Origin of the sequence: Curtobacterium sp. MCBD17_032 (assembly GCF_003234855.1) — a bacterium.
Taxonomy (GTDB): domain Bacteria; phylum Actinomycetota; class Actinomycetes; order Actinomycetales; family Microbacteriaceae; genus Curtobacterium.
The window spans coordinates 170,387-190,366 of sequence record NZ_QKTO01000003.1 but is presented as its reverse complement, the minus strand read 5'-3'; the positions used below and the strand labels follow the sequence as shown (position 1 = coordinate 190,366).

The following is a 19,980-nucleotide window of genomic DNA, read 5'->3' as shown; positions in this document are numbered from 1 at the left end:
CATGGTACAGGTCCCCGGGGGTGCTCACGACCACACCTGGCAGTGCCGGTCCGGCCTGCCTCCACCGACACCGCACGCCCCGGGTCCGCCCGGGTGCGAGGGCTACCCTGGAGGACGTGTCGAGCCGCATCTACATCACGTCAGCAGAAGGACACACCGGCAAGAGCACCGTGGCACTGGGGGTGCTCGAGACCCTCGCCCGGACCGTGGGGCGCGTGGGGGTCTTCCGCCCGGTCGCGCGGTCGGTCGACGAGCCCGACTACGTGCTCGAACTGTTGCTCCAGCACACCGCCGTCGACATCCCCTACGACGATGCCGTCGGTGTCACCTACGACGACGTGCACGCGGACCCGGACGCCGCGCTCGCCACCATCCTCACCCGCTTCTCCGGGGTCGAGCGCCGGTGTGACGCCGTGGTCGTCCTCGGCTCGGACTACACCGACGTCGGCAGCCCGACCGAGCTGTCGTTCAACGCCAAGGTCGCGGCGAACCTCGGTGCCCCCGTGCTGCTCGTGCTCGGCGGGCGCGACTCGGCCGAGCGGGCAGCGCGCACGGCGGACGCCATGGCGCAGGTGGCCGACGTCACGACGAGCGAACTCCGCGCCGAGCACGCCCAACTCCTCGGCGTCGTCGTCAACCGCGCCGAGCCGGACGCCCTCGACGCGATCGTCGCGAGCGTCACCGCCGCCGTGCACGACCACCACCCGGACGCCCCGGTGTGGGCGATCCCGGAGGACGCGGTCCTGGTCGCCCCGACCGTGCGGGCGCTCCTCGCGGCCACCGACGCGACGCTCGTCCGCGGTGACGAGGCGCTGCTCGACCGCGAGGCCCTCGGCACCGTCGTCGCCGGCATGAGCATGGAGAACGTCCTGCCACGGCTCATCGAGGGCGGCATCGTCGTCGTGCCGGGCGATCGGAACGACGTCCTCATCGCCACGCTGCTCGCGAACCAGTCGGAGACGTTCCCGAGCCTGGCCGGCGTCATCCTCAACGGGGGTTTCGCGACCGCCCCGCAGGTCTCCCGGCTGCTCGAGGGTCTGTCGAGCTCCCTGCCGATCGCGCAGAACGCCCTGGGCACCTACGACACGGCGATGCGGATCACCCAGACCCGGGGCCGTCTCGCCGCCGACTCGCCGCGGAAGGCCGACCTCGCGCTGGCGCTGTTCGAGCGACACGTCGACGGCGAGGCCCTCCGCGCGCGACTGCAGCTCACGCCCTCCGGCGTCGTCACACCGCTCATGTTCGAGCACGGGCTCATCGACCGGGCCCGCGAGCACCGGAAGCACATCGTCCTGCCGGAGGGCGACGACGACCGCATCCTCCGCGCGGCCTCCACGCTCCTGCAGCGCCAGGTGTGCGCGCTCACGATCCTCGGCGACCCGGGTGCGATCCGGGCACGGGCGACCGAACTCGGACTCGACCTCGAGGGTGCGCAGCTGCTGTCCCCGTTCGACCCCGAGCTCCGCGAGCGGTTCGCGCAGGAGTACACGGCGCTGCGGGCGCACAAGGGCATGAGCGTCGAGCTCGCCCGCGACACGGTGACCGACGTGTCGTACTTCGGGACGATGATGGTGCAGCTCGGGCTCGCCGACGGCATGGTGTCCGGTGCGAAGCACACCACGGCGCACACCATCCGGCCGTCGTTCGAGATCATCAAGACCCGTCCCGACACCTCCATCGTGTCGAGCGTGTTCCTCATGGCCCTCGCCGACCGGGTGCTCGTCTACGGCGACTGCGCGGTCATCCCCGACCCGACGAGCGAGCAGCTCGCCGACATCGCGATCTCGTCGGCGGAGACCGCCACCCAGTTCGGCATCGAGCCCCGCGTCGCGATGCTCAGCTACTCGACCGGCGACAGCGGCACCGGCGCCGACGTGGACAAGGTCCGCGCGGGCACGGCGTTCGTGCGCGAGCGTCGGCCGGACCTGCTCGTGGAGGGACCCATCCAGTACGACGCCGCCGCCGACCCGACGGTCGCGAGCGCGAAGATGCCGGGATCCCCGGTGGCCGGCCAGGCGACGGTGTTCGTCTTCCCGGACCTGAACACCGGCAACAACACGTACAAGGCCGTCCAGCGGTCGGCCGGCGCGGTCGCGGTCGGACCCGTCCTGCAGGGCCTCCGCAAGCCGATCAACGACCTCTCGCGCGGCGCCCTCGTCAGCGACATCGTGAACACCGTCGCGATCACCGCCATCCAGGCCGGCACCGCGGCCACCGCATCCAGCACAGAAGGTGACCCCTCGTGAGCGCAGCCCTCGTCGTCAACTCCGGCTCGAGTTCGTTCAAGTACCAGCTCATCGAACTCGAGGACGAGCGCACCCTCGCCTCCGGCCTGGTCGAACGGATCGGCGAGTCGACCGGCTCGTGGAAGCACACGAACGCGCTCACGGGGGAGACCTCGTCGAACGACAGCGCCGAGGTGCCCGACCACGCCGCGGGGTTCCAGGCGATGATCGACGCCTTCCGGAAGGTCGGCCCGTCCTTCGACGAGCACCCGCCGGCCGTCGTCGGGCACCGCGTCGTGCACGGCGGCACCCGCTTCGACGCCGCCACGGTCGTCACCGACGAGGTCGAGCAGCAGATCGACGACCTGTCGAGCCTCGCCCCGCTGCACAACCCGGCCAACCTCGAGGGGATCCGGGCCGCGAAGCAGGTGTTCTCGGACGTCCCGCACGTGGCGGTCTTCGACACCGCGTTCCACCAGACGATGCCGCCGCACGCCTACACCTACGCGATCCCCGCCGACCTCGCCGAGCAGTACCAGATCCGCCGCTACGGCATGCACGGCACGAGCCACAAGTACGTGTCCGAGCAGGTCGCGGTGTTCCTGGACCGGCCACTGTCCGAGCTGAAGACGATCGTGCTGCACCTCGGCAACGGCGCCTCGGCTGCGGCGATCGACGGCGGGCGGTCGATCGAGACGTCGATGGGGCTCACCCCGCTCGAGGGCCTCGTCATGGGCACCCGATCCGGCGACCTCGACCCCGCCGTGCTCGTCCACCTGCACCGCGAAGCCGGCATGTCCTTCGAGGACCTCGACACGATGCTCAACAAGCGGTCCGGTCTGCTCGGCCTGACCGGCAGCGGGGACATGCGTGACGTCCAGGAGGCAGCGAGCAACGGCGACGAGACCGCCGAAGCGGCGCTCGCCGTGTACCGGCACCGCATCCGCCGCTACGTCGGCGCCTACACCGCACAGCTCGGCGGGCTCGACGCCGTCGTGTTCACCGCGGGCGTGGGCGAGAACAACGCCCTGCTGCGACGGCGCGTGCTCGCGGGCCTCGAGCACCTCGGCATCGAGGTCGACCCGGACCGCAACGAGCTGCGCGCCGAGGAGGCACGGCGGATCTCCACCGACGCGTCCCCTGTCGCGGTCCTCGTCATCCCGACGAACGAGGAGCTCGAGATCGCCCGGCAGTCGGCGGCCGTCGCGCTCTGACGCGCGTCGCCTGCGCACCCACCTGCCGGACGGGAGGCGCACCACCGGTCCGGCGGTGGGCCTGCCGTCCGTCGTCCGGTCGGTTTGGTCAGCCGAGCGCCCGCAGGGCGGCCGGGATGGGGGTGTCCCCACTCGTGACCTCGAACTGCTTGCCCACCGCACTGTCGTCGAGGAGCGCGTGCAGGGCCACCGCCGCCACGTCGGCGCGGGGGATCGAGCCGCGCGGCACCGTGCGGCCGACCGTGACGGTGCCCTGCGGTGGGGTGTCGAGCAGTGCCCCGGGACGGATGATCGTCCAGCGGAACCGGCGCATCCGGACGTTCGCGTCCGCCTCGGCCTTCGCACGGAGGTAGACCTGGAAGACACCGTCCTCGTCCTCGGCGGGGAGCTTCGCTGCCTCTGGGTCGTAGGCGTCGGCCCCCATCGCCGAGATCATCACGTAGCGGTCGATGTCGAGGCGGACCGCGGCCTCCGCGAGCAGCACGGCGGCGTCCCGGTCGACCGAGAGCTTCCGCTCGGCGCCGCTGTTCGGACCGGCACCCGCGGCGAAGACCACCGCGTCGAAGCCGCGGAGGCGGAGGGCGAGGTCCTCCTCCGACAGCTGCTCGAGGTCTGCGACGAGCGCCTTCGCGCCGGTCTGCTCGACGTCGGCGACGTGTGCTGGGTTGCGGACGATGCCGACGGCGTCGTGGCCGGCTTCGGTGATGAGGCGTTCGAGGATCAGGGCGATCTGCCCATGACCTCCGGCGATGGCGATCTTCATGCGTTCGATGCTGCTCCTCGCGTCCGGTAGAGTGTTCAGCGGCTCCTCACGTGACGCCATCCAGGCCAACTCCCCCAGGGCGGAAACGCAGCAAGGGTAACCGGGCTCTGGCGGGTGCGTGAGGGGTCTTCTTCGTGTACGGACCTGTTCCTCCGTGTCGGAGACCTGTTCCGGCGCTGTGGAGAGCGGTGTCGAGGTGTCGGCGGTGCCGACTACCCTGGTCGCGTGGTCACCGCCCTGTATCGCCGTTACCGGCCCGAGAACTTCGCCGAACTCATCGGGCAGTCGCAGGTGACGGACCCGCTCCGCACGGCGCTCCGGACCAACCGCGTCAACCACGCCTACCTGTTCAGCGGCCCGCGCGGCTGCGGCAAGACCACGTCGGCACGCATCCTCGCCCGCTGCCTGAACTGCGCCCAGGGACCCACCGACACCCCGTGCGGCGTCTGCCCCAGTTGCGTCGAACTCGCCCGCGGTGGCGGTGGATCGCTCGACGTCATCGAGATCGACGCCGCGAGCCACAACGGTGTCGACGACGCCCGCGACCTCCGGGACCGCGCGGTCTTCGCCCCGGCGCGGGACCGCTACAAGATCTTCATCCTCGACGAGGCCCACATGGTCACGCCGCAGGGCTTCAACGCGCTGCTCAAGCTGGTCGAGGAGCCGCCGGAGCACGTGAAGTTCATCTTCGCGACGACCGAGCCCGAGAAGGTCATCGGGACCATCCGCTCGCGCACCCACCACTACCCGTTCCGGCTGGTCCCGCCCGCGACGATGCTCGAGTACATCGAGCAGCTCTGCGCGCAGGAGTCGGTGTCGGTCGCGCCGGGCGTCCTGCCGCTCGTCGTGCGTGCCGGCGGTGGGTCGGTCCGCGACACGCTCTCCCTGCTCGACCAGCTCATGGCCGGCAGCGAGGACGGTGCGATCGCGTACGAGCGGGCCGTCGCGCTCCTCGGTTACACCGATGCGGCACTGCTCGACGACGTGGTCGACGCACTCGCCGTGGCCGACCCGGCATCGGCGTTCTCGGCGATCGACCGTGTCGTGCAGACCGGGCAGGACCCGCGGCGCTTCGTCGAGGACCTGCTCGAGCGCCTCCGCGACCTGATCGTCGTCGCGGCCACCAACGAGGGCGCGGGTGCCGTGCTGCGCGGCGTCTCGCCGGAAGAGCTCGACACCATGTCCCGGCAGGCGGGTGTGTTCGGTGCGACGGCGCTGTCCCGCGGAGCCGACATCGCCAACCGCGCCCTGACCGAGATGACCGGTGCGACCTCACCGCGCCTGCACCTCGAGCTCATGGTCGCCCGCATGCTCGTCCCGGAGTCGGACGACACCCAGCGCGGTGCCCTCGCCCGCGTCGAACGGCTCGAGCGTCGGGTCGGTGTCGGCGATGCCGGCGGACACCAGGCCGGGCCGGCCGAAGTGCCGGTGGCCGCTCCGGCCCCCACCGGGACGACCGGTGCCCCGGCCAGCCCGGTGACGACTGCACCGACGACGGATGCACCCGCGCCGCCTGTGCGGGAGGCAGCCGCGCCCGCCACGGCTGGACCCGTTGCGACGACCGGTACGGATGCCCTGGCGGACCCGGCCGGCCGGCCGGTCGCGGGGTCCGCCCCGGCCGGACCGACATCCGAGCCGGCCGCCCCGAGCGCTCCGACCGGCGACGCTGCCCGCAGTGCCGCAGCCTCGTGGGCCGCCGCCGTGCCGGAGAGCACCCCTGCGCCAGCAGCGTCCCCGTCACGGTCCTCCGGACCGGACGACGGGCAGGCGTCGCCGTCGTCCACCGGGGTGGGCACCGTGATCGGGGACGAGCCTGCCGTCCGGTCGGTCACCCCCGTCGGCCTGCAGCAGATGCGCGACACCTGGCCGCAGATCGTCGAGCACGTCCAGCGGGCGAAGCGCTCCGCGTGGGCGGTCGTCGCGACGGCGCAGGTCACCGCGCTGAAGGACGACGTCCTCACCCTGACCTTCCCGAGCCAACAGGACGTCGCCTCGTTCAAGGAGATGAGCGACCCGAACACGAGCGTCAGCGAACACCTGCGCTCCGCGATCAACGACGTGCTCGGCTTCCGCGTGAAGTTCGTCGCCCGCGGGCCCGGCGGTGGTCCTGCCGGAGCCGGTGCCGCACGAGCGCAGACCACGCCCGCGCAGCCCGCTCCGGCGCAGGCTCCGTCGGCCCGAGCCGGTTCGACGCAGGCCGCTCCGGTGCAGGCCGCTCCGGTGCAGGCCGTTCCGACGCAGGCCGCGCCGGAACCGGACCGCTCGAGCGGTGGCCCGGCCGCACGCACCCAGCAGGGGTCGGGCGCTGCCGGTGCTCCGGCACCCACCACGGCGGACCCGACCACTCCCCGGGAACGACCGACGGCAGACCCTCGCTCGGGCTCGGGAGCCGGTCCAGCGCCGAGCTCCGGCAGCTCGGCGGGACGCACCTCCCCGCAGGCCGCGAGCGCGCCTCCGGACTCCGGCCCGGTCACCGAGTGGGCCGTCGCCACCATCCCCGCCTCCGACCCGACGGCCGACGCCGTCCCCGAGGACATCGAACCCTCGTGGGCCGCGCCGTTCGGTGCCGTGCCGGCCGACGCGGCCGTCGCCCCGGCGGAGCGAGCGCAGCCGCGGTCGGCGCCGCAGGCTGCCCCGGATGCCTCCGGTCCGGCTGCGACGCCGTCCCCGGACGGGAGCGACCGCCGGTCGACCGGTCCCGGCGCGGTCGCGCCGGGCGGGCCTGCCGGTCGGGTCGTCGCCCAGACCGGACACGGCGTTCCGTCGGACGCCGTGCCGGTCGACGACTACCCGCTCGACGACGAGCCGTTCGACGACGGCGCCCCGTTCCCGGACCCCGGGCCGGGCGGTGGCCGTCCTGCTCGACCGGTCCCGCACCAGACCGCACCCGGTCAGCAGTCCGCACCGCCTCGTCCGGCGCAGCCGTCGGGCGGGCCGCAGCTGCAGGGCGCACCGCAGCAGGACGCCCCGCAGGCGCGGCAGCAGGGGCAGCAGGCCGGGGCTGGCGCACCGGGCGTCCGCCGCACCGCCGTGCCGGGAAGGTACGGCGAGGCGGTCGTGCGCGAGATCCTCGGCGCACAGTTCATCGAGGAGACGTCGCTGACCGAGGGGAACGTCTGATGTACGACGGCATCGTCCAGGACCTCATCGACGAGTTCGGCCGCCTGCCCGGGATCGGGCCGAAGTCGGCACAGCGCATCGCCTTCCACATCCTGCAGACCGAGTCGTTCGACCCGACGCGGCTGTCCGAGCTCCTCGGTACGGTGAAGGAGAAGGTGCGGTTCTGCGAGGTGTGCGGGAACGTCACCGAGAACGTCCGGTGCAGCATCTGCCGCGACCCACGCCGGTCGCCGAGCACGATCTGCGTGGTCGAGGAGGCCAAGGACGTCGCCGCGATCGAGCGCACGCGGGAGTTCCGCGGGCTCTACCACGTGCTCGGCGGCGCGATCAGCCCGATCGACGGCGTCGGACCGGACGACCTGCGCATCCAGCAGCTCATGGTCCGACTCGCTGACGGCACCGTGGACGAGGTCATCATCGCCACCGACCCGAACCTCGAGGGTGAGGCGACGGCGACCTACCTCAGCCGGCTCCTCGTGCCGATGGGCATCCGGACGACCCGCTTGGCGTCCGGCCTGCCGGTCGGCGGCGACCTGGAGTACGCCGACGAGGTGACGCTCGGCCGCGCGTTCGAGGGCCGACGGGTCGTCGGGGGCTGACCGGCCGCGCGGGATCGTTGCGTCGCATGCCGGTCCGACGCAACATCCGAGGAACACCGGCTACGATCGTCGAGCCGCGTGACGTCGCGGTGAACCGTCCCCAGGAGTGCGTGCCCGTGGCCTTGATCGTGCAGAAGTTCGGTGGCTCGTCCGTCGCGGATGCCGAGAGCATCAAGCGCGTCGCGAAGCGCATCGTCGAGACGAAGAAGGCCGGCAACGACGTCGTCGTGGCGGTGTCCGCGATGGGCGACACCACCGACGAGCTCGTCGACCTGGCGCACGAGGTCACCCCGATCCCCGCCGGCCGCGAGCTCGACATGCTCCTGACCGCGGGGGAGCGGATCTCGATGGCACTCCTCGCGATGGCCATCAAGAGCCTCGGTGTCGAGGCCTCGTCGTACACGGGCAGCCAGGCGGGCATGCTCACCGACGCGCAGCACGGCAAGGCCCGCATCGTGGACGTCACGCCGAAGCGGGTCCGTGAGGCGCTCGACTCCGGCCACGTCGCCATCGTCGCCGGCTTCCAGGGGTTCAACCGGACCACCGGTGAGATCACCACGCTCGGCCGCGGCGGTTCGGACACGACCGCCGTCGCCCTCGCCGCTGCGCTCGACGCCGACGTCTGCGAGATCTACACCGACGTCGACGGCATCTTCACCGCCGACCCGAGGATCGTGCCGAAGGCGCGGAAGATCGACCGGGTCACGACCGAGGAGATGCTCGAACTCGCAGCATCCGGCGCGAAGGTCCTCTACATCCGTGCCGTCGAGTACGCCCGGCGCCATGGCGTCACCCTGCACGTCCGTTCCTCGTTCAGCAACGCCGAGGGAACCATCGTCTACAACCCTGCCGAGGGGGAAACCGTGGAAGAACCGATCATCACCGGCATCGCCGGCGACCTCTCCGAGGGCAAGATCACCGTCGTCGGCGTGCCCGACCAGCCCGGGAAGGCGGCCGAGATCTTCACGATCGTGGCCCGCGCCGGAGCGAACATCGACATGATCGTGCAGAACGTGTCGGCAGCGTCGACCGGGCGGACCGACATCTCCTTCACACTGCCGAAGGACCAGGGTCAGAGCGTCCTCACCGCGCTCGAGGTCTCGAAGTCCGACATCGGCTACGAGGGCATCCAGTACGACGACCAGATCGGCAAGCTCGCCCTGGTCGGTGCCGGCATGCGGACGAACGCGGGCGTCTCCGCGCAGCTCTTCCGTGCCCTCCACGACGCGTCGATCAACATCGAGATGATCTCGACCTCCGAGATCCGCATCTCCGTCGTCACCCGCGCGGACACCCTCAACGAGGCGATGCGCGTCGTGCACGAGGCGTTCGGCCTGGACGCCGACAACGAAGCCGTCGTCTACGCCGGCACCGGCCGCTGAACCGAGCAGGAGCACGACCATGACCGACACCCAGCTCACCGTCGCCGTCGTCGGCGCCACCGGCCAGGTCGGCGGCGTGATGCGCCGCCTGCTCGAGGAGCGCGGCTTCCCGGCCACCACCGTCCGGTTCTTCGCGAGCGCTCGCTCCGCCGGCACGACCCTGCCGTTCCGCGGGCAGGAGATCGTCGTCGAGGACTCCGAGACCGCCGACCCGTCCGGGATCGACGTCGCCCTCTTCTCCGCCGGGGCGACCGCCTCGCGGACCCTCGCCCCGCGTTTCGCCGCGGCCGGTGCCCTGGTCATCGACAACTCCAGTGCCTGGCGGATGGACCCGCAGGTCCCGCTCGTCGTGAGCGAGGTGAACCCGGAGGCGATCGACGACGCCGAGAAGGGCATCATCGCCAACCCGAACTGCACGACGATGGCGATCATGCCGGTCCTCAAGGTGCTCGACACCGAAGCGGGACTCCGTCGCCTCGTCGCGACGACCTACCAGGCGGTCTCGGGCAGCGGTCTCGCCGGCGTCGAGGAACTGCTCGGTCAGGCCCGCGCGGCGCTCGAGCAGGACACCGCGGGACTGACCCACGACGGGTCAGCCGTCACGTTCCCGGAACCGGTCAAGTACGTCCGCCCGATCGCCTTCGACGTGGTCCCGCTCGCGGGGAGCATCGTCGACGACGGCGAGGGGGAGACCGACGAGGAGAAGAAGCTCCGCAACGAGAGCCGGAAGATCCTGGGCCTGCCGGACCTGCTGGTCGCCGGGACCTGTGTCCGCGTCCCGGTCTTCACCGGCCACTCGATCTCGGTCAACGCCGAGTTCGACCGGCCGCTGTCGCCGGAGCGCGCGACCGAGGTGCTCGCCGCAGCTCCCGGTGTCGAGCTGTCGGACGTCCCGACGCCGCTGCAGGCCGCCGGTCAGGACCCGTCCTTCGTCGGCCGCATCCGTGCCGACCAGTCCGCTCCCGAGGGCCGTGGCCTCGCACTCTTCGTGAGCAACGACAACCTCCGGAAGGGCGCCGCGCTCAACGCGGTGCAGATCGCGGAGACGGTCGTGGCGAGGCGGTCGGTCGCCGTCTGATCCGACGAGCGCGAGACCTCCGGGAGGCCCGGTACCGGTCGGTACCGGGCCTCCGGTCGTGTATCGGGTCCGATCGGCCGGGCGCGTTGGGCGCGTCGGGTGCTCTGGGTGCGCCGGGCGGGCTGGGGCGCTGGCCGCACCGGCGGCCCTCTCGGCACCGGCCGTGCTGCCGACGCTGCCCCTGCGCGCGGTGGCCGGCACGGGCCTCCCGACCGGACCGTGTGTCGTCAGGACCGGCGCGGGCCTCCCGACCGCACCGGGTGTCGTCAGGACCGGCGCGGGCCACCCGACCGGACCGTGTGTCGTCAGGACCGGCGCGGGCCTCCCGACCGCACCGTGTGTCGTGAGGACCGGCGCGGGCCTCCCGACCGGACCGTGCGTCGTCAGGACCGGCGCATGCGACGTCGGAGCAGCTGCAGGGCCGTGCCCAGTCCGATGAGGCCGGCCGCCGCGGCACCGGTCCGGGCGACCTCAGCTCCCGTGTACGCGAGTCGGCCCGGGAGGTGCGCGCTCGTGGAGCCGGATGCTGTCCGACTCGTGTCGGTCGTGGGTCGGGTGTCGGCCGTCGGCGCGGGACGTGGCGCCGGACCCGATCCCGATCCCGATCCCGATCCGGTGCCGGTGCCGGCGCCGGGATCCGGTTCGGGCGCCGGGGTGGTGGGGCCGGTCCCGGGATCCGTCCCCGTCGTGACCGTGACGTGCGCGGACCGCGGACCCGCCGGCTGCCCGGCGGCGGAGACCCCGTAGAGGTCGAGGTCGTGCTCACCGGCGACGAGACCGTCGGGCACACACGACCAGCTGCCGGGGTGCGCGTCGTCCGCGCCGCCGGCCTCGGTCTCGCACAGGACGTCGGTGCCACGGGTCACCACGACGTGGGCGCCCGGCTGCGCCGTCCCGGCGAGCGGGTCGCCGACGCTGATCGTCGTCGTGGTGAGCTCGGGAGCGTCGAACTCGCCCCGGGTGACGATCTCGAAGTCGGAGCCGATGTCACCGAAGCGCAACGCAGTCGAGTCCGGCGCCTGCTCGAGCGTCAGTCCGTCGACGAGGGAGAGCGGGTCTGCGCCGACCACCCGCAGGCCGCCACCGGCCGTGGCCACCGTTCGGACCGCGAGGCAGCGGGACGGGTCTGCGGCGTCGACGAGGAGGGCGAAGGGCAGGCCCGGCCCGTTCGCGGGGCTGAAGCAGCGGTCCCTGATGATGATCGGCCCGGTCGTGCCCGGGGCGGGCAGGCGGACTGTGTCGGCGACCGTTGCGTCGGTGTGGGCCTGCTCGGCTCCGTCCGCAGTGCCGATGCCGACGAAGCCGGCAGCACCTGGGATGCGGAGCGTGACGATCGTGGTCTCGGCGGCGGACGACACAGGCGTCGGCGTGACCGCCCCGGCCGGCGTGCTGACGGCGAGGAGGGGGACGGTCGCGAGGAACGGGACGGTGATGAGTCCGGCGACACGGGCGGATCGGCGCATGGTCTGCTTTCTCTGGAGGACGCGGAGAGCCTGATGGTATTCCGTGTTCCAGATGCGATACGACCGACGGTCGCGAGGGGAACGGCGTCGGCCAGGCGGCGGCGGTAGGCTCGACGGGTGGCAGAGAAGCAGGTGGACCCCATCGATGTCGTCCTCGTCGGCGGAGGGATCATGAGCGCCACGCTCGCCGCGATCATCCACCGGCTCGAGCCGGACTGGACCATCCGCGTGTACGAGCGACTGGGCGGTGCGGCGCAGGAGTCCTCGAACCCGTGGAACAACGCCGGGACCGGGCACTCGGCTCTCTGTGAGCTCAACTACACGCCGGAGCTGCCGGACGGTCGCGTGGACATCGCGAAGGCCGTGACGGTCAACGAACAGTTCCAGGTGTCCCGCCAGTTCTGGTCGCACCTCGTCGAGGACGGGACGCTGCCCGACCCGACGAGCTTCATCAACCCGACGCCGCACATCTCCTTCGTCTGGGGTGCGGAGAACGTCGCCTACATGCGTGCTCGCTACGACGCCATGAAGGACCACCCGCTCTTCGCCGGACTCGAGTACAGCGAGGACGCCGAGCAGATCCGGAAGTGGGCACCGGCACTCATCCCGGGCCGGAAGAAGGACCAGCCGATCGCCGCGACGTACTCGGCGGCGGGGTCCGACGTCGACTTCGGGTCGCTCACCCGGCAGCTCTTCGACCAGCTGGAGATCGACGGGCTGCAGTTCGAGCCGTCGCACCGCGTGACGAAGATCGCGCGGTCGAAGGTCTCCGACGGCTGGGTGCTCGACGTCCGCAACGAGGTGGGGCGCTCGAAGCAGCGCATCGCGGCGGAGTTCGTCTTCGTCGGAGCCGGTGGCGGCGCGCTGCAGCTCCTGCAGAAGTCCGGCATCCCGGAGATCCGCGGGTACGGCGGGTTCCCGGTGTCCGGCGAGTTCCTGCGCACCGACGACCCGGAGGTGGTGCAGAAGCACGCGGCGAAGGTCTACGGCAAGGCGAGCCTGGGGGCCCCGCCGATGTCGGTGCCGCACCTCGACACCCGCATCGTCGACGGGCAGGCGTCGCTCATGTTCGGGCCGTACGCGGGCTTCAGTCCGAAGTTCCTCAAGCAGGGGTCGATGCTCGACCTCGTCACGTCGATCCGCCCGCACAACCTCCGTCCGATGCTCGCGGTCGCGTTCTCGAACTTCGACCTCGTGAAGTACCTGGTTGGGCAGCTCCTCGCCTCGAAGCGCACGAAGTTCGACGCACTGCGCGAGTTCATGCCCAGTGCGCGACCGGAGCACTGGCACCGCATCACGGCCGGACAGCGGGTGCAGGTCATCAAGCCCGACCCGGAGAAGGGTGGCGTCCTGCAGTTCGGCACGCAGGTCATCACGTCCGCGGACGGCTCCATCGCCGGCCTCCTCGGCGCCTCCCCGGGGGCGTCCACGGCCGTCCCGATCATGCTCGGCCTGCTGCAGCGGTGCTTCCCGGACCGGTGGGACGGCTGGCAGGCGTCGGTGCGCGAGATGGTCCCGACGTACGGTCGGGACCTCGGGGACGACCCCGCCCTGGCGAGCGCGACCCTCGATCGCACGGCGGCCGTCCTGGGCCTGCATCGCTGACGCGCCCTGCTTGCGCCCTGTTCGAACGTGTGTTCGAATGAGGGCATGCGATGGGACGGGCAGGCGATCACGGCCGAGCGGAGTGACATGCTCCCCGAGCTCGAGTCGAACAGCGGGTTCGTCCAGAGCGTGACCACGCCGGAGTTCGCCGGGGTCACCTTCCACGAAGTCCTGGCGAAGTCCGCGTTGAACAAGGTCGGGGGAGCTGACGGCGGCACCTGGGGCTGGACGATCAACCCCTACCGGGGCTGCAGCCACGCCTGCGTGTACTGCTTCGCTCGGCCGACCCACACCTACCTGGAGTTCGACGGCGGGGCGGACTTCGACCAGCAGATCGTCGTGAAGACGAACGTGGCCGATGTCCTGACCCGCGAACTCGCCAAGCCGAGCTGGGACCGGCATCCCGTCGCCCTCGGCACGAACACCGACCCGTACCAGCGGGCGGAAGGCCGCTACCGGCTCATGCCGGGCGTCATCCGCGCACTGGCGGAGTCCGGTACGCCCTTCAGCATCCTGACCAAGGGGAGCCTGCTCCGTCGGGACATCCCACTCCTGGCGGAGGCGGCGGAGTCGGTGCCCGTCGACATCGCCATGTCCATCGCGGTCTACGACGACGACCTGCAGCAGTCCGTCGAGCCCGGTACGCCGACGACCGCCGCCCGCCTCGCGACGGTGCGGGCGGTACGGGACGCCGGGCTCGACTGCTCGGTGTTCCTCATGCCGGTGCTGCCGTACATCACGGACACCCGCGCGTACCTGCAGGACGCGGTCGGGCGGGCGGCCGCTTCCGGGGCGACGAGCCTCATGTACTCGGCGTTGCACCTCAAGCCCGGCATCAAGCCGTGGTGGTACGAGTGGCTCGGTCGGACGCACCCCGACCTCGTGGGGCGCTACCGGGCCATGTACCTGGACAACACGTACGCGCCGAAGGACTACCGACGCTGGCTCGCGGAGCGGGTCCGGCCGATCCTCCGCGAACACGGGTTGTCCCTCGGCGCGGTCGATCCGGCGACCGGCTCGATGGGGTTCTCGGACGACGCCGTGCCCCGGACGTCCGACCAGTCGCCGCTCAAGCGCGCGGACCCCGGGTACGCGCACCGCGCCGAGTACCGGCCGTCGAACGGGCAGGGTCCGGCTGTCGGTGGTGGCGGCGGCGGTCCCGCCCTGGCGACGGTCACGGCCGGGGCAGCCCGCCGGTCGGACGCCTCCGCGGGAGCCTCGCCGGTCCGAGGGACTCCGCCGGTGCGCGCGGCACGACCCGTCCGTGCGACGAGGGGCTCCGCCGGGACGGAAGCAGGGGTGACGGGCGCAGCAGAACCGCGGCTCTTCTGACCGTCGATCCCGCTTCCGGGGGACAGTGGACCGTCGGTGGTCGCCGCTATCATGGTCCAGTCCGCCGCCTCGCCGATCCGATCGGGGTACACACCGACACCGATCGTGGTTGGATCAGAGACGGCGCCCCGCCGCTGACGGACCACCCCGCGGTCCGGTGTGGTGGTGGGCACTCGGCGTCCGGGTGCCCAGTGACCCGCGACCGCACGGAAGGACAGCCCCGGTGCTCGGCATCCCCACGCATCTCGCCCCACGGGTGAACGCGTGGTCGACGGTGCGCGCCTTCCACGCGGCCGCGATCGGGTCCCTCGTCGCCGCCGCGCTCCTGCTGCTCGTCTACCGCATCGACGCTCCGTCGGACCACGTCCTCGGGGCGGTGCTCGCCGTCGTCCCCATGCTCGTGATGATCGGCGTCCACGTGCACGTCGGCACCTGGCGGTCCGCGGCGGCGTTCCTCGTCGTCGGAGGGATCTGCTCGTACTGGTTCGCGACCGTGGTGCAGCGCGAACTCAGCGAGGTCCCCTGGGTGGCCTCGTACCTGCTGTCCCTGGTCGTCGTCCCGCTCGTGCTGATCGGCGGGACCGGCAGCGGGACCCTCCGCGTGGTGCTCTGGTCCGTGTCGGGTTTCATCGTCGGGCGGCTCGTGACCTCGGTCGTCGCCGCTCAGGCCGGCGGCCCCGACCACCCGCTCGTGCTCGCCTGGGTGACGCTCGGGTTCGTCATCGGCCTCGTGGTGGCCGTGAACCGTTCGACGACCAGATCCGAACGGGTCCAACCGGAGCTCCTGCGGTCGGCCCGTGAAGAGCACGTGACGGCCTACCGGGCCGGGATCGAGGCCGAAGCCGCGGCGATCCTGCACGACACCGTGCTCAGCCACCTCAACGCGATCGCGCTGGCACCGGCCGGACCGATGGACGAACACCTCGTGCAGACGATGGAGGCGGACGTCGCCGTGCTGACGGGCCGCGCCTGGCTCACGCCGGTCGACCCGACGACGGACGACGGCGTCGCCGGCGCGACGGCGGTCGCGGTCGCGGCCTTCGACCGCATGCTGGACGAGCAGCGGTCGACGGGGTTGCGGATCGCCGTCACCGGCGACCCGATGTCGGTCGCCAGGCTCGATCCGCAGGCGATGACCGCGGTCCTGCGCGCGGTCGCCCAGTGCCTGACGAACGTCCGGAAGCACGCCGGCACCGACGCGGCCGAGGTCAGCGTGTTCGACGACGGCCTCACCTGCACCGTCATGGTCGTGGACGACGGACGAGGCTTCGACGAGCAGGCCACCGGCGCCGACCGCATGGGGCTCCGCAACTCGGTCCGGGAGCGCATCGGCCGCGTCGGCGGCGACGTCCAGGTCTGGTCCTCGCCCGGCTCCGGCACGAGCGTCATGATGAGCGTGCCCTACGCGGCGGCCGACGCGCCCGTTCCCCTCCGACCGCAGGACGACGTGGAGCGTGCCTCGTGAAGCGCCGGCGGACAGGCGGGGCGGGACGGCGGACGGCGCAGCAGTACGACCCGCTCGGCGCGATGGGGTCCCGGCCCCTCGCGGTGGTGCTCGGTGCGGGCGGCGTGGTGTGGGCCTCCCTCGTGTCCCTGCTCGACCGCGACGTGGTCGGAGCGCCGACGTTGAGTGCGCTGACGGTCCTGTTGCTCGCGGCGTCCGCGGTCGTCGTGGTCAGTGCCTCCAGTCCGTTCCGTGCCCCGTTCGCGCGGTGGGCGTTCGTCGCGCACGTGGCACTGCTCGCACTCGCGACGGTGACCGCCGCGGCCGCGCAGTGGGGGCCGGACCGGTCGCTCGTGAACGACTTCATGGTGCTGCTCAGCGCGATCGGCATCGTCGCCGTCGCTCCGTACCGGCCGTGGACCGACCTGGTCGTCGGTGGCGTCGCCCTCGCTGCCGTGAACGCCGGCACCGGTGGGACGGTGGCCTTCGTGCACCCGGCGGGCGTGCCCGTCCCCGTGGCCGCGTTCCTCGCAGCCGCGCCGACCCTCGTCCTCACGACAGCATCCGCCGTGTTCGCGCACACCTTCGCCGGACTGGCGGAGCGCGTGCAGATCCGGGCCGGGTCGTACTCGGTGGAGCGTGCCGAACGCGACGGGATCACGTCGAGCGTGCAGCAAGACCGCTCGACGATCCTGGCGCGGGACGTCGCTCCCTTCTTCGCCGAGCTCCGTACGCGGGCGACGTTGACGGACGCGGACCGGGCGCGGGCGCGGGACATCGCCGACGGCATCCGGCAGGTCATGGTCGCCGAGGCGGACCGCACCTGGCTCGAGTACGCGGTGCGGATCGCCGGGGACGCCGCCGCCACGGTCGTCGACCCGCTCGGCCTCGCCGCGGCGATGGACGCCGACCAGCGCACCGTCGTCCGGACCTTCGTCCGCGCCCTGCTCGCCGCCGACACCGTCGACCCGGCGGGTGTCCGCGTCCGGGTCGCGCCACCGGACCCCGCCAGCACGTCCGCGACGCACCCGGTGACGATGACCTTCGAGGTCGCCGTGGCCGACTCGGACGTCGGCATCCACCGGACGTTCGACCCGTACTTCGCCGTCCTCCGCGTCACGTTCCCGGACCTCGACGTCGCCGTCCGACCATCGTCCCTGACATTAAGGTTCTCGTATGACCAGCACTGACCCGACCCGGTTCCCGGAGGGCGGTCCCGCCATGCCGGCCCCGGGTTCCCGCCGGGTGCGCTTGGCCATCCTCGACGACCACGAGGTCCTGCTCGACAGCCTGTCGAGCTGGATCGCGGTGAACGCCTTCGACTTCGACCTGGCCCTCACCGCGCACACCTGGCTCGAGATGGTGCACAGCGACAGCTTCCCGACCGACCTGGTGTTCCTCGATTTCCAGCTCAAGGAGCCGGTGTCGATCGAGGCGCGCGTCCGCACGTGCCGCGCTGCCGGGGCGAAGGTGATCGTCCTGTCGAGCGTCGACGCCCGGGAGTCCCGCGACCGGTCCCTCGCTGCCGGCGCAGCGGCCTTCCTCTCGAAGTCCCTGCCGATGCGCGAAGTGATGGACATCGCCCGCGAGGTCATGGGCGTGGCACGTGAGACCCCGGCGCAGCGGGAATGGCGTCCGTTGCCGACCGGGGCGAGCGCCCACCAGCGTCCGAAGCTCAGCCACGGCGAGGAGGAGGCGCTCCGGTTGTACGTGTCGGGGTACTCCACGAACGAGGTCGCGGCACAGATGAACGTGCAGTACGAGACCGCGAAGACGTACCTCCGGCGCGTCCGCGAGAAGTACGCGAAGGTCGGCCGTCCCGCGTCGAAGAAGTCCGACCTCATCCGTCGTGCGGCGGAGGACGGGTTCCTCGCCTAGTGGCCAAGCTCTACTTCCGCTTCGGCGCGATGAACAGCGGCAAGAGCACCGGGCTCCTGCAGGCCGCCTACAACTACGAGGAGCGGGGCCAGCGGGTCCTGCTCGCCAAGCCCAGCATCGACACGAAGGGCGACCGCGAGATCGTCTCCCGACTCGGCGTCACCCGGACCGTCGACGTCGTGCTGCCCGCCGACGCCGACGTCCGGGCCGCGGTCGCCGCGGCCGGGGCGACCGATCCGGGGTCCGCAGTACTCGACGGCATGGTCCGCCCGGTGAGTTGCGTCCTGGTGGACGAGGCACAGTTCCTCACACCCAGGCAGGTCGACGACCTGCTCCGGATCGCCGTCCTCGACCAGATCCCCGTGCTCGCCTACGGCATCCGCACCGACTTCCGTACCGAGGCGTTCCCCGGCAGCCGTCGCCTCCTCGAGGTCGCGCACTCCCTCGAGGAGCTCAAGACGATCTGCCGCTGCGGCCGCAAGGCCGTGTTCAACGCCCGGAAGGTCGACGGTCGGTTCGTGTTCGACGGCTCGCAGGTCGCGATCGACGGCGTCGACGTCGAGTACGAGTCCCTCTGCGCCAACTGCTACCTCACCGAGTCGGGCGGCCGTCTGGACGGCGAGACCGGGCACTGAGCCCGGTCCGGACGGGAGGCACGGGGCGAGCCGTCCCCGGGCCTCCCGTCCGACGCGTGGGCAGGAATGGGCGCGCACCGCAGGGCGTTGCCGTCGTCATGAGCGACGCACCTCTGCACCTTTCCGTCCTCGACCTCGCCACGCGCGAGTACGGACAGTCGAACACCGAAGCCCTGCAGGGTTCGATCGACATGGCCGTCCGAGCCGAAGAGCTCGGGTACGAGCGCTTCTGGGTGGCTGAGCACCACGGCATGCCGGGCATCACCTCGTCCGCGCCGGCGGTCCTGCTGAGCGCCGTCGGTGCTGCGACGTCGACGATCCGCATCGGTTCCGGCGGTGTCATGCTGCCCAACCACGCCCCGCTCGTCATCGCGGAGCAGTTCGGGACCCTCCGCGCCCTGTACGGTGACCGGGTCGACCTCGGCATCGGTCGGGCGCCCGGCACCGACGGGGCGACCGCGATGGCCCTCCGCCGGACGGACCGGCTCGACGTCGACGACTTCCCGCAGCAGTTGGCCGACCTGGTCGGGTTCTTCACCGGCATGGAGGAGTCGAACCCGCTCGCTCGGATCCGTGCCGTCCCCGGGTACGGCGACGTGCCGGAGTTCTGGCTGCTCGGCTCGTCGGGCTACAGTGCGCAGGTCGCGGGCGCGCTGGGGATCCCGTTCGCCTTCGCCCACCACTTCGCGTCGGACAACACCGAGGCGGCGCTCGCGCTCTACCACCAGGCGTTCCGGCCCTCACGCTTCCGCTCCGAGCCGCTCGCGCTGATCGGCGTGCAGGTCGTCACGGACGAGGACCCGGCCGTCGTCGAGGAGCAGAGCGCACCCGGGATGATCTCGTTCATCCGGATGCGCCAGGGGGCGAAGCCCGAGCCGGTGTCGATGGAGGAGGCCCGGGCGTACGAGTTCTCCGACCTCGAGCGTCGGTTCATCGCCGCCCGGACGGAACGTCAGGCTTACGGGTCTCGGGACCAGGTCGCCACGAAGATCAACGAGCTGGTCGAGTCGACCGGTGCCGACGGCGTGATCGTCGCTCCTGGGGCCGCTCAGGCGCGCTACCGGCACCAGGCGCTCGAGGTCGTCTCGGGGCTGCAGGCCGACGGGCGGCTCGTCCGTCCGGGCGTCGCCGTCGCCTGACACCGTCGGAGCCGCACGGCGGCGGCTGGACCCGCACAACACGAACCGGCTCGAACCACGGAATCCCGTGGTTCGAGCCGGTTCCTGTTGGGCCGAGGGGGGC

At 71.9% G+C, this 19,980-nt stretch carries 15 protein-coding genes and 1 other RNA gene; 14 read left to right on the top strand and 2 right to left on the bottom strand.

Features of this window, described 5'->3' with window-relative positions; all coding sequences use genetic code 11:
- The first annotated feature begins 116 nt into the window (after nt 1-116).
- Nucleotides 117-2,246, top strand: coding sequence for a phosphate acetyltransferase (gene pta / locus DEI91_RS06325; RefSeq protein ID WP_111051475.1), 2,130 nt, complete (start codon nt 117-119; stop codon nt 2,244-2,246).
- The gene (locus DEI91_RS06320) at nt 2,243-3,439 is read left to right on the top strand and encodes an acetate/propionate family kinase (protein ID WP_111051474.1); all 1,197 of its coding nucleotides are present in this window, start codon (nt 2,243-2,245) and stop codon (nt 3,437-3,439) included. The genes pta and DEI91_RS06320 overlap by 4 nt, the downstream gene beginning before the upstream one ends.
- Before the next feature lie 88 nt (nt 3,440-3,527).
- On the opposite strand, the gene DEI91_RS06315 is transcribed toward DEI91_RS06320, so the two are convergent.
- Nucleotides 3,528-4,202, bottom strand: coding sequence for an NAD(P)H-binding protein (locus DEI91_RS06315; RefSeq protein WP_111051473.1), 675 nt, complete (start codon nt 4,200-4,202; stop codon nt 3,528-3,530).
- 37 nt (nt 4,203-4,239) lie between these two features.
- Here DEI91_RS06315 and ffs point away from each other — a divergent pair.
- The 5 genes from ffs to DEI91_RS06290 all read left to right on the top strand — a co-directional run bounded on the left by ffs (nt 4,240) and on the right by DEI91_RS06290 (nt 10,381).
- Nucleotides 4,240-4,336: signal recognition particle sRNA small type (gene ffs, locus DEI91_RS06310), an RNA gene on the top strand.
- Nucleotides 4,337-4,427: 91 nt separating this feature from the next.
- Complete coding sequence (locus DEI91_RS06305) at nt 4,428-7,322, top strand: DNA polymerase III subunit gamma and tau (RefSeq protein WP_111051472.1); 2,895 nt, start codon at nt 4,428-4,430, stop codon at nt 7,320-7,322.
- Nucleotides 7,322-7,921, top strand: coding sequence for a recombination mediator RecR (gene recR / locus DEI91_RS06300; RefSeq protein ID WP_110890002.1), 600 nt, complete (start codon nt 7,322-7,324; stop codon nt 7,919-7,921). The genes DEI91_RS06305 and recR overlap by 1 nt, the downstream gene beginning before the upstream one ends.
- Nucleotides 7,922-8,037: 116 nt before the next feature.
- On the top strand, nt 8,038-9,303 hold the full coding sequence (locus tag DEI91_RS06295; protein WP_111051700.1) for an aspartate kinase: 1,266 nt from the start codon (nt 8,038-8,040) through the stop codon (nt 9,301-9,303).
- A 19-nt stretch (nt 9,304-9,322) separates the two neighbouring features.
- Nucleotides 9,323-10,381 (top strand): aspartate-semialdehyde dehydrogenase, encoded by a 1,059-nt coding sequence (locus tag DEI91_RS06290; RefSeq protein ID WP_111051471.1) that lies wholly within the window; start codon nt 9,323-9,325, stop codon nt 10,379-10,381.
- Nucleotides 10,382-10,764: 383 nt separating this feature from the next.
- On the opposite strand, the gene DEI91_RS06280 is transcribed toward DEI91_RS06290, so the two are convergent.
- The gene (locus tag DEI91_RS06280; protein WP_111051469.1) at nt 10,765-11,844 is read right to left on the bottom strand and encodes a hypothetical protein; all 1,080 of its coding nucleotides are present in this window, start codon (nt 11,842-11,844) and stop codon (nt 10,765-10,767) included.
- Between the two features lie 117 nt (nt 11,845-11,961).
- Here DEI91_RS06280 and DEI91_RS06275 point away from each other — a divergent pair, with 117 nt between their 5' ends.
- The 7 genes from DEI91_RS06275 (at nt 11,962) to DEI91_RS06245 (ending at nt 19,877) form a co-directional block, all read left to right on the top strand.
- A complete protein-coding gene (locus DEI91_RS06275; protein WP_111051468.1) occupies nt 11,962-13,449 on the top strand; it encodes a malate:quinone oxidoreductase in 1,488 nt (495 codons plus the stop codon).
- Nucleotides 13,450-13,494: 45 nt separating this feature from the next.
- The gene (locus tag DEI91_RS06270) at nt 13,495-14,781 is read left to right on the top strand and encodes an Rv2578c family radical SAM protein (RefSeq protein WP_375537670.1); all 1,287 of its coding nucleotides are present in this window, start codon (nt 13,495-13,497) and stop codon (nt 14,779-14,781) included.
- A 223-nt stretch (nt 14,782-15,004) separates the two neighbouring features.
- Nucleotides 15,005-16,246, top strand: coding sequence for a sensor histidine kinase (locus DEI91_RS06265; RefSeq protein ID WP_111051467.1), 1,242 nt, complete (start codon nt 15,005-15,007; stop codon nt 16,244-16,246).
- Nucleotides 16,243-17,415 carry a hypothetical protein gene (locus DEI91_RS06260; RefSeq protein WP_111051466.1) on the top strand — a complete coding sequence of 391 codons (1,173 nt, stop codon included), beginning with the start codon at nt 16,243-16,245 and terminating at the stop codon, nt 17,413-17,415. Before DEI91_RS06265 ends, DEI91_RS06260 begins: the two co-directional genes overlap by 4 nt.
- A complete protein-coding gene (locus DEI91_RS06255; RefSeq protein WP_258365935.1) occupies nt 17,402-18,103 on the top strand; it encodes a response regulator in 702 nt (233 codons plus the stop codon). The genes DEI91_RS06260 and DEI91_RS06255 overlap by 14 nt, the downstream gene beginning before the upstream one ends.
- A complete protein-coding gene (locus DEI91_RS06250; RefSeq protein WP_111051465.1) occupies nt 18,103-18,738 on the top strand; it encodes a thymidine kinase in 636 nt (211 codons plus the stop codon). Before DEI91_RS06255 ends, DEI91_RS06250 begins: the two co-directional genes overlap by 1 nt.
- A 98-nt stretch (nt 18,739-18,836) precedes the next feature.
- Nucleotides 18,837-19,877, top strand: a complete 1,041-nt coding sequence (locus DEI91_RS06245; RefSeq protein WP_111051464.1) for an LLM class flavin-dependent oxidoreductase — start codon at nt 18,837-18,839, stop codon at nt 19,875-19,877.
- Nucleotides 19,878-19,980 lie beyond the last annotated feature (103 nt).

Bases quoted from the DNA above. Each gene is read 5' to 3' on its own strand.
- recR (WP_110890002.1), top strand. From the start codon at position 7,322: ATGTACGACGGCATCGTCCAGGACCTCATCGACGAGTTCGGCCGCCTG.
- DEI91_RS06315 (WP_111051473.1), bottom strand. From the start codon at position 4,202: ATGAAGATCGCCATCGCCGGAGGTCATGGGCAGATCGCCCTGATCCTC.
- DEI91_RS06245 (WP_111051464.1), top strand. From the start codon at position 18,837: ATGAGCGACGCACCTCTGCACCTTTCCGTCCTCGACCTCGCCACGCGC.
- DEI91_RS06255 (WP_258365935.1), top strand. From the start codon at position 17,402: ATGACCAGCACTGACCCGACCCGGTTCCCGGAGGGCGGTCCCGCCATG.
- DEI91_RS06290 (WP_111051471.1), top strand. From the start codon at position 9,323: ATGACCGACACCCAGCTCACCGTCGCCGTCGTCGGCGCCACCGGCCAG.
- DEI91_RS06270 (WP_375537670.1), top strand. From the start codon at position 13,495: ATGCGATGGGACGGGCAGGCGATCACGGCCGAGCGGAGTGACATGCTC.
- DEI91_RS06280 (WP_111051469.1), bottom strand. From the start codon at position 11,844: ATGCGCCGATCCGCCCGTGTCGCCGGACTCATCACCGTCCCGTTCCTC.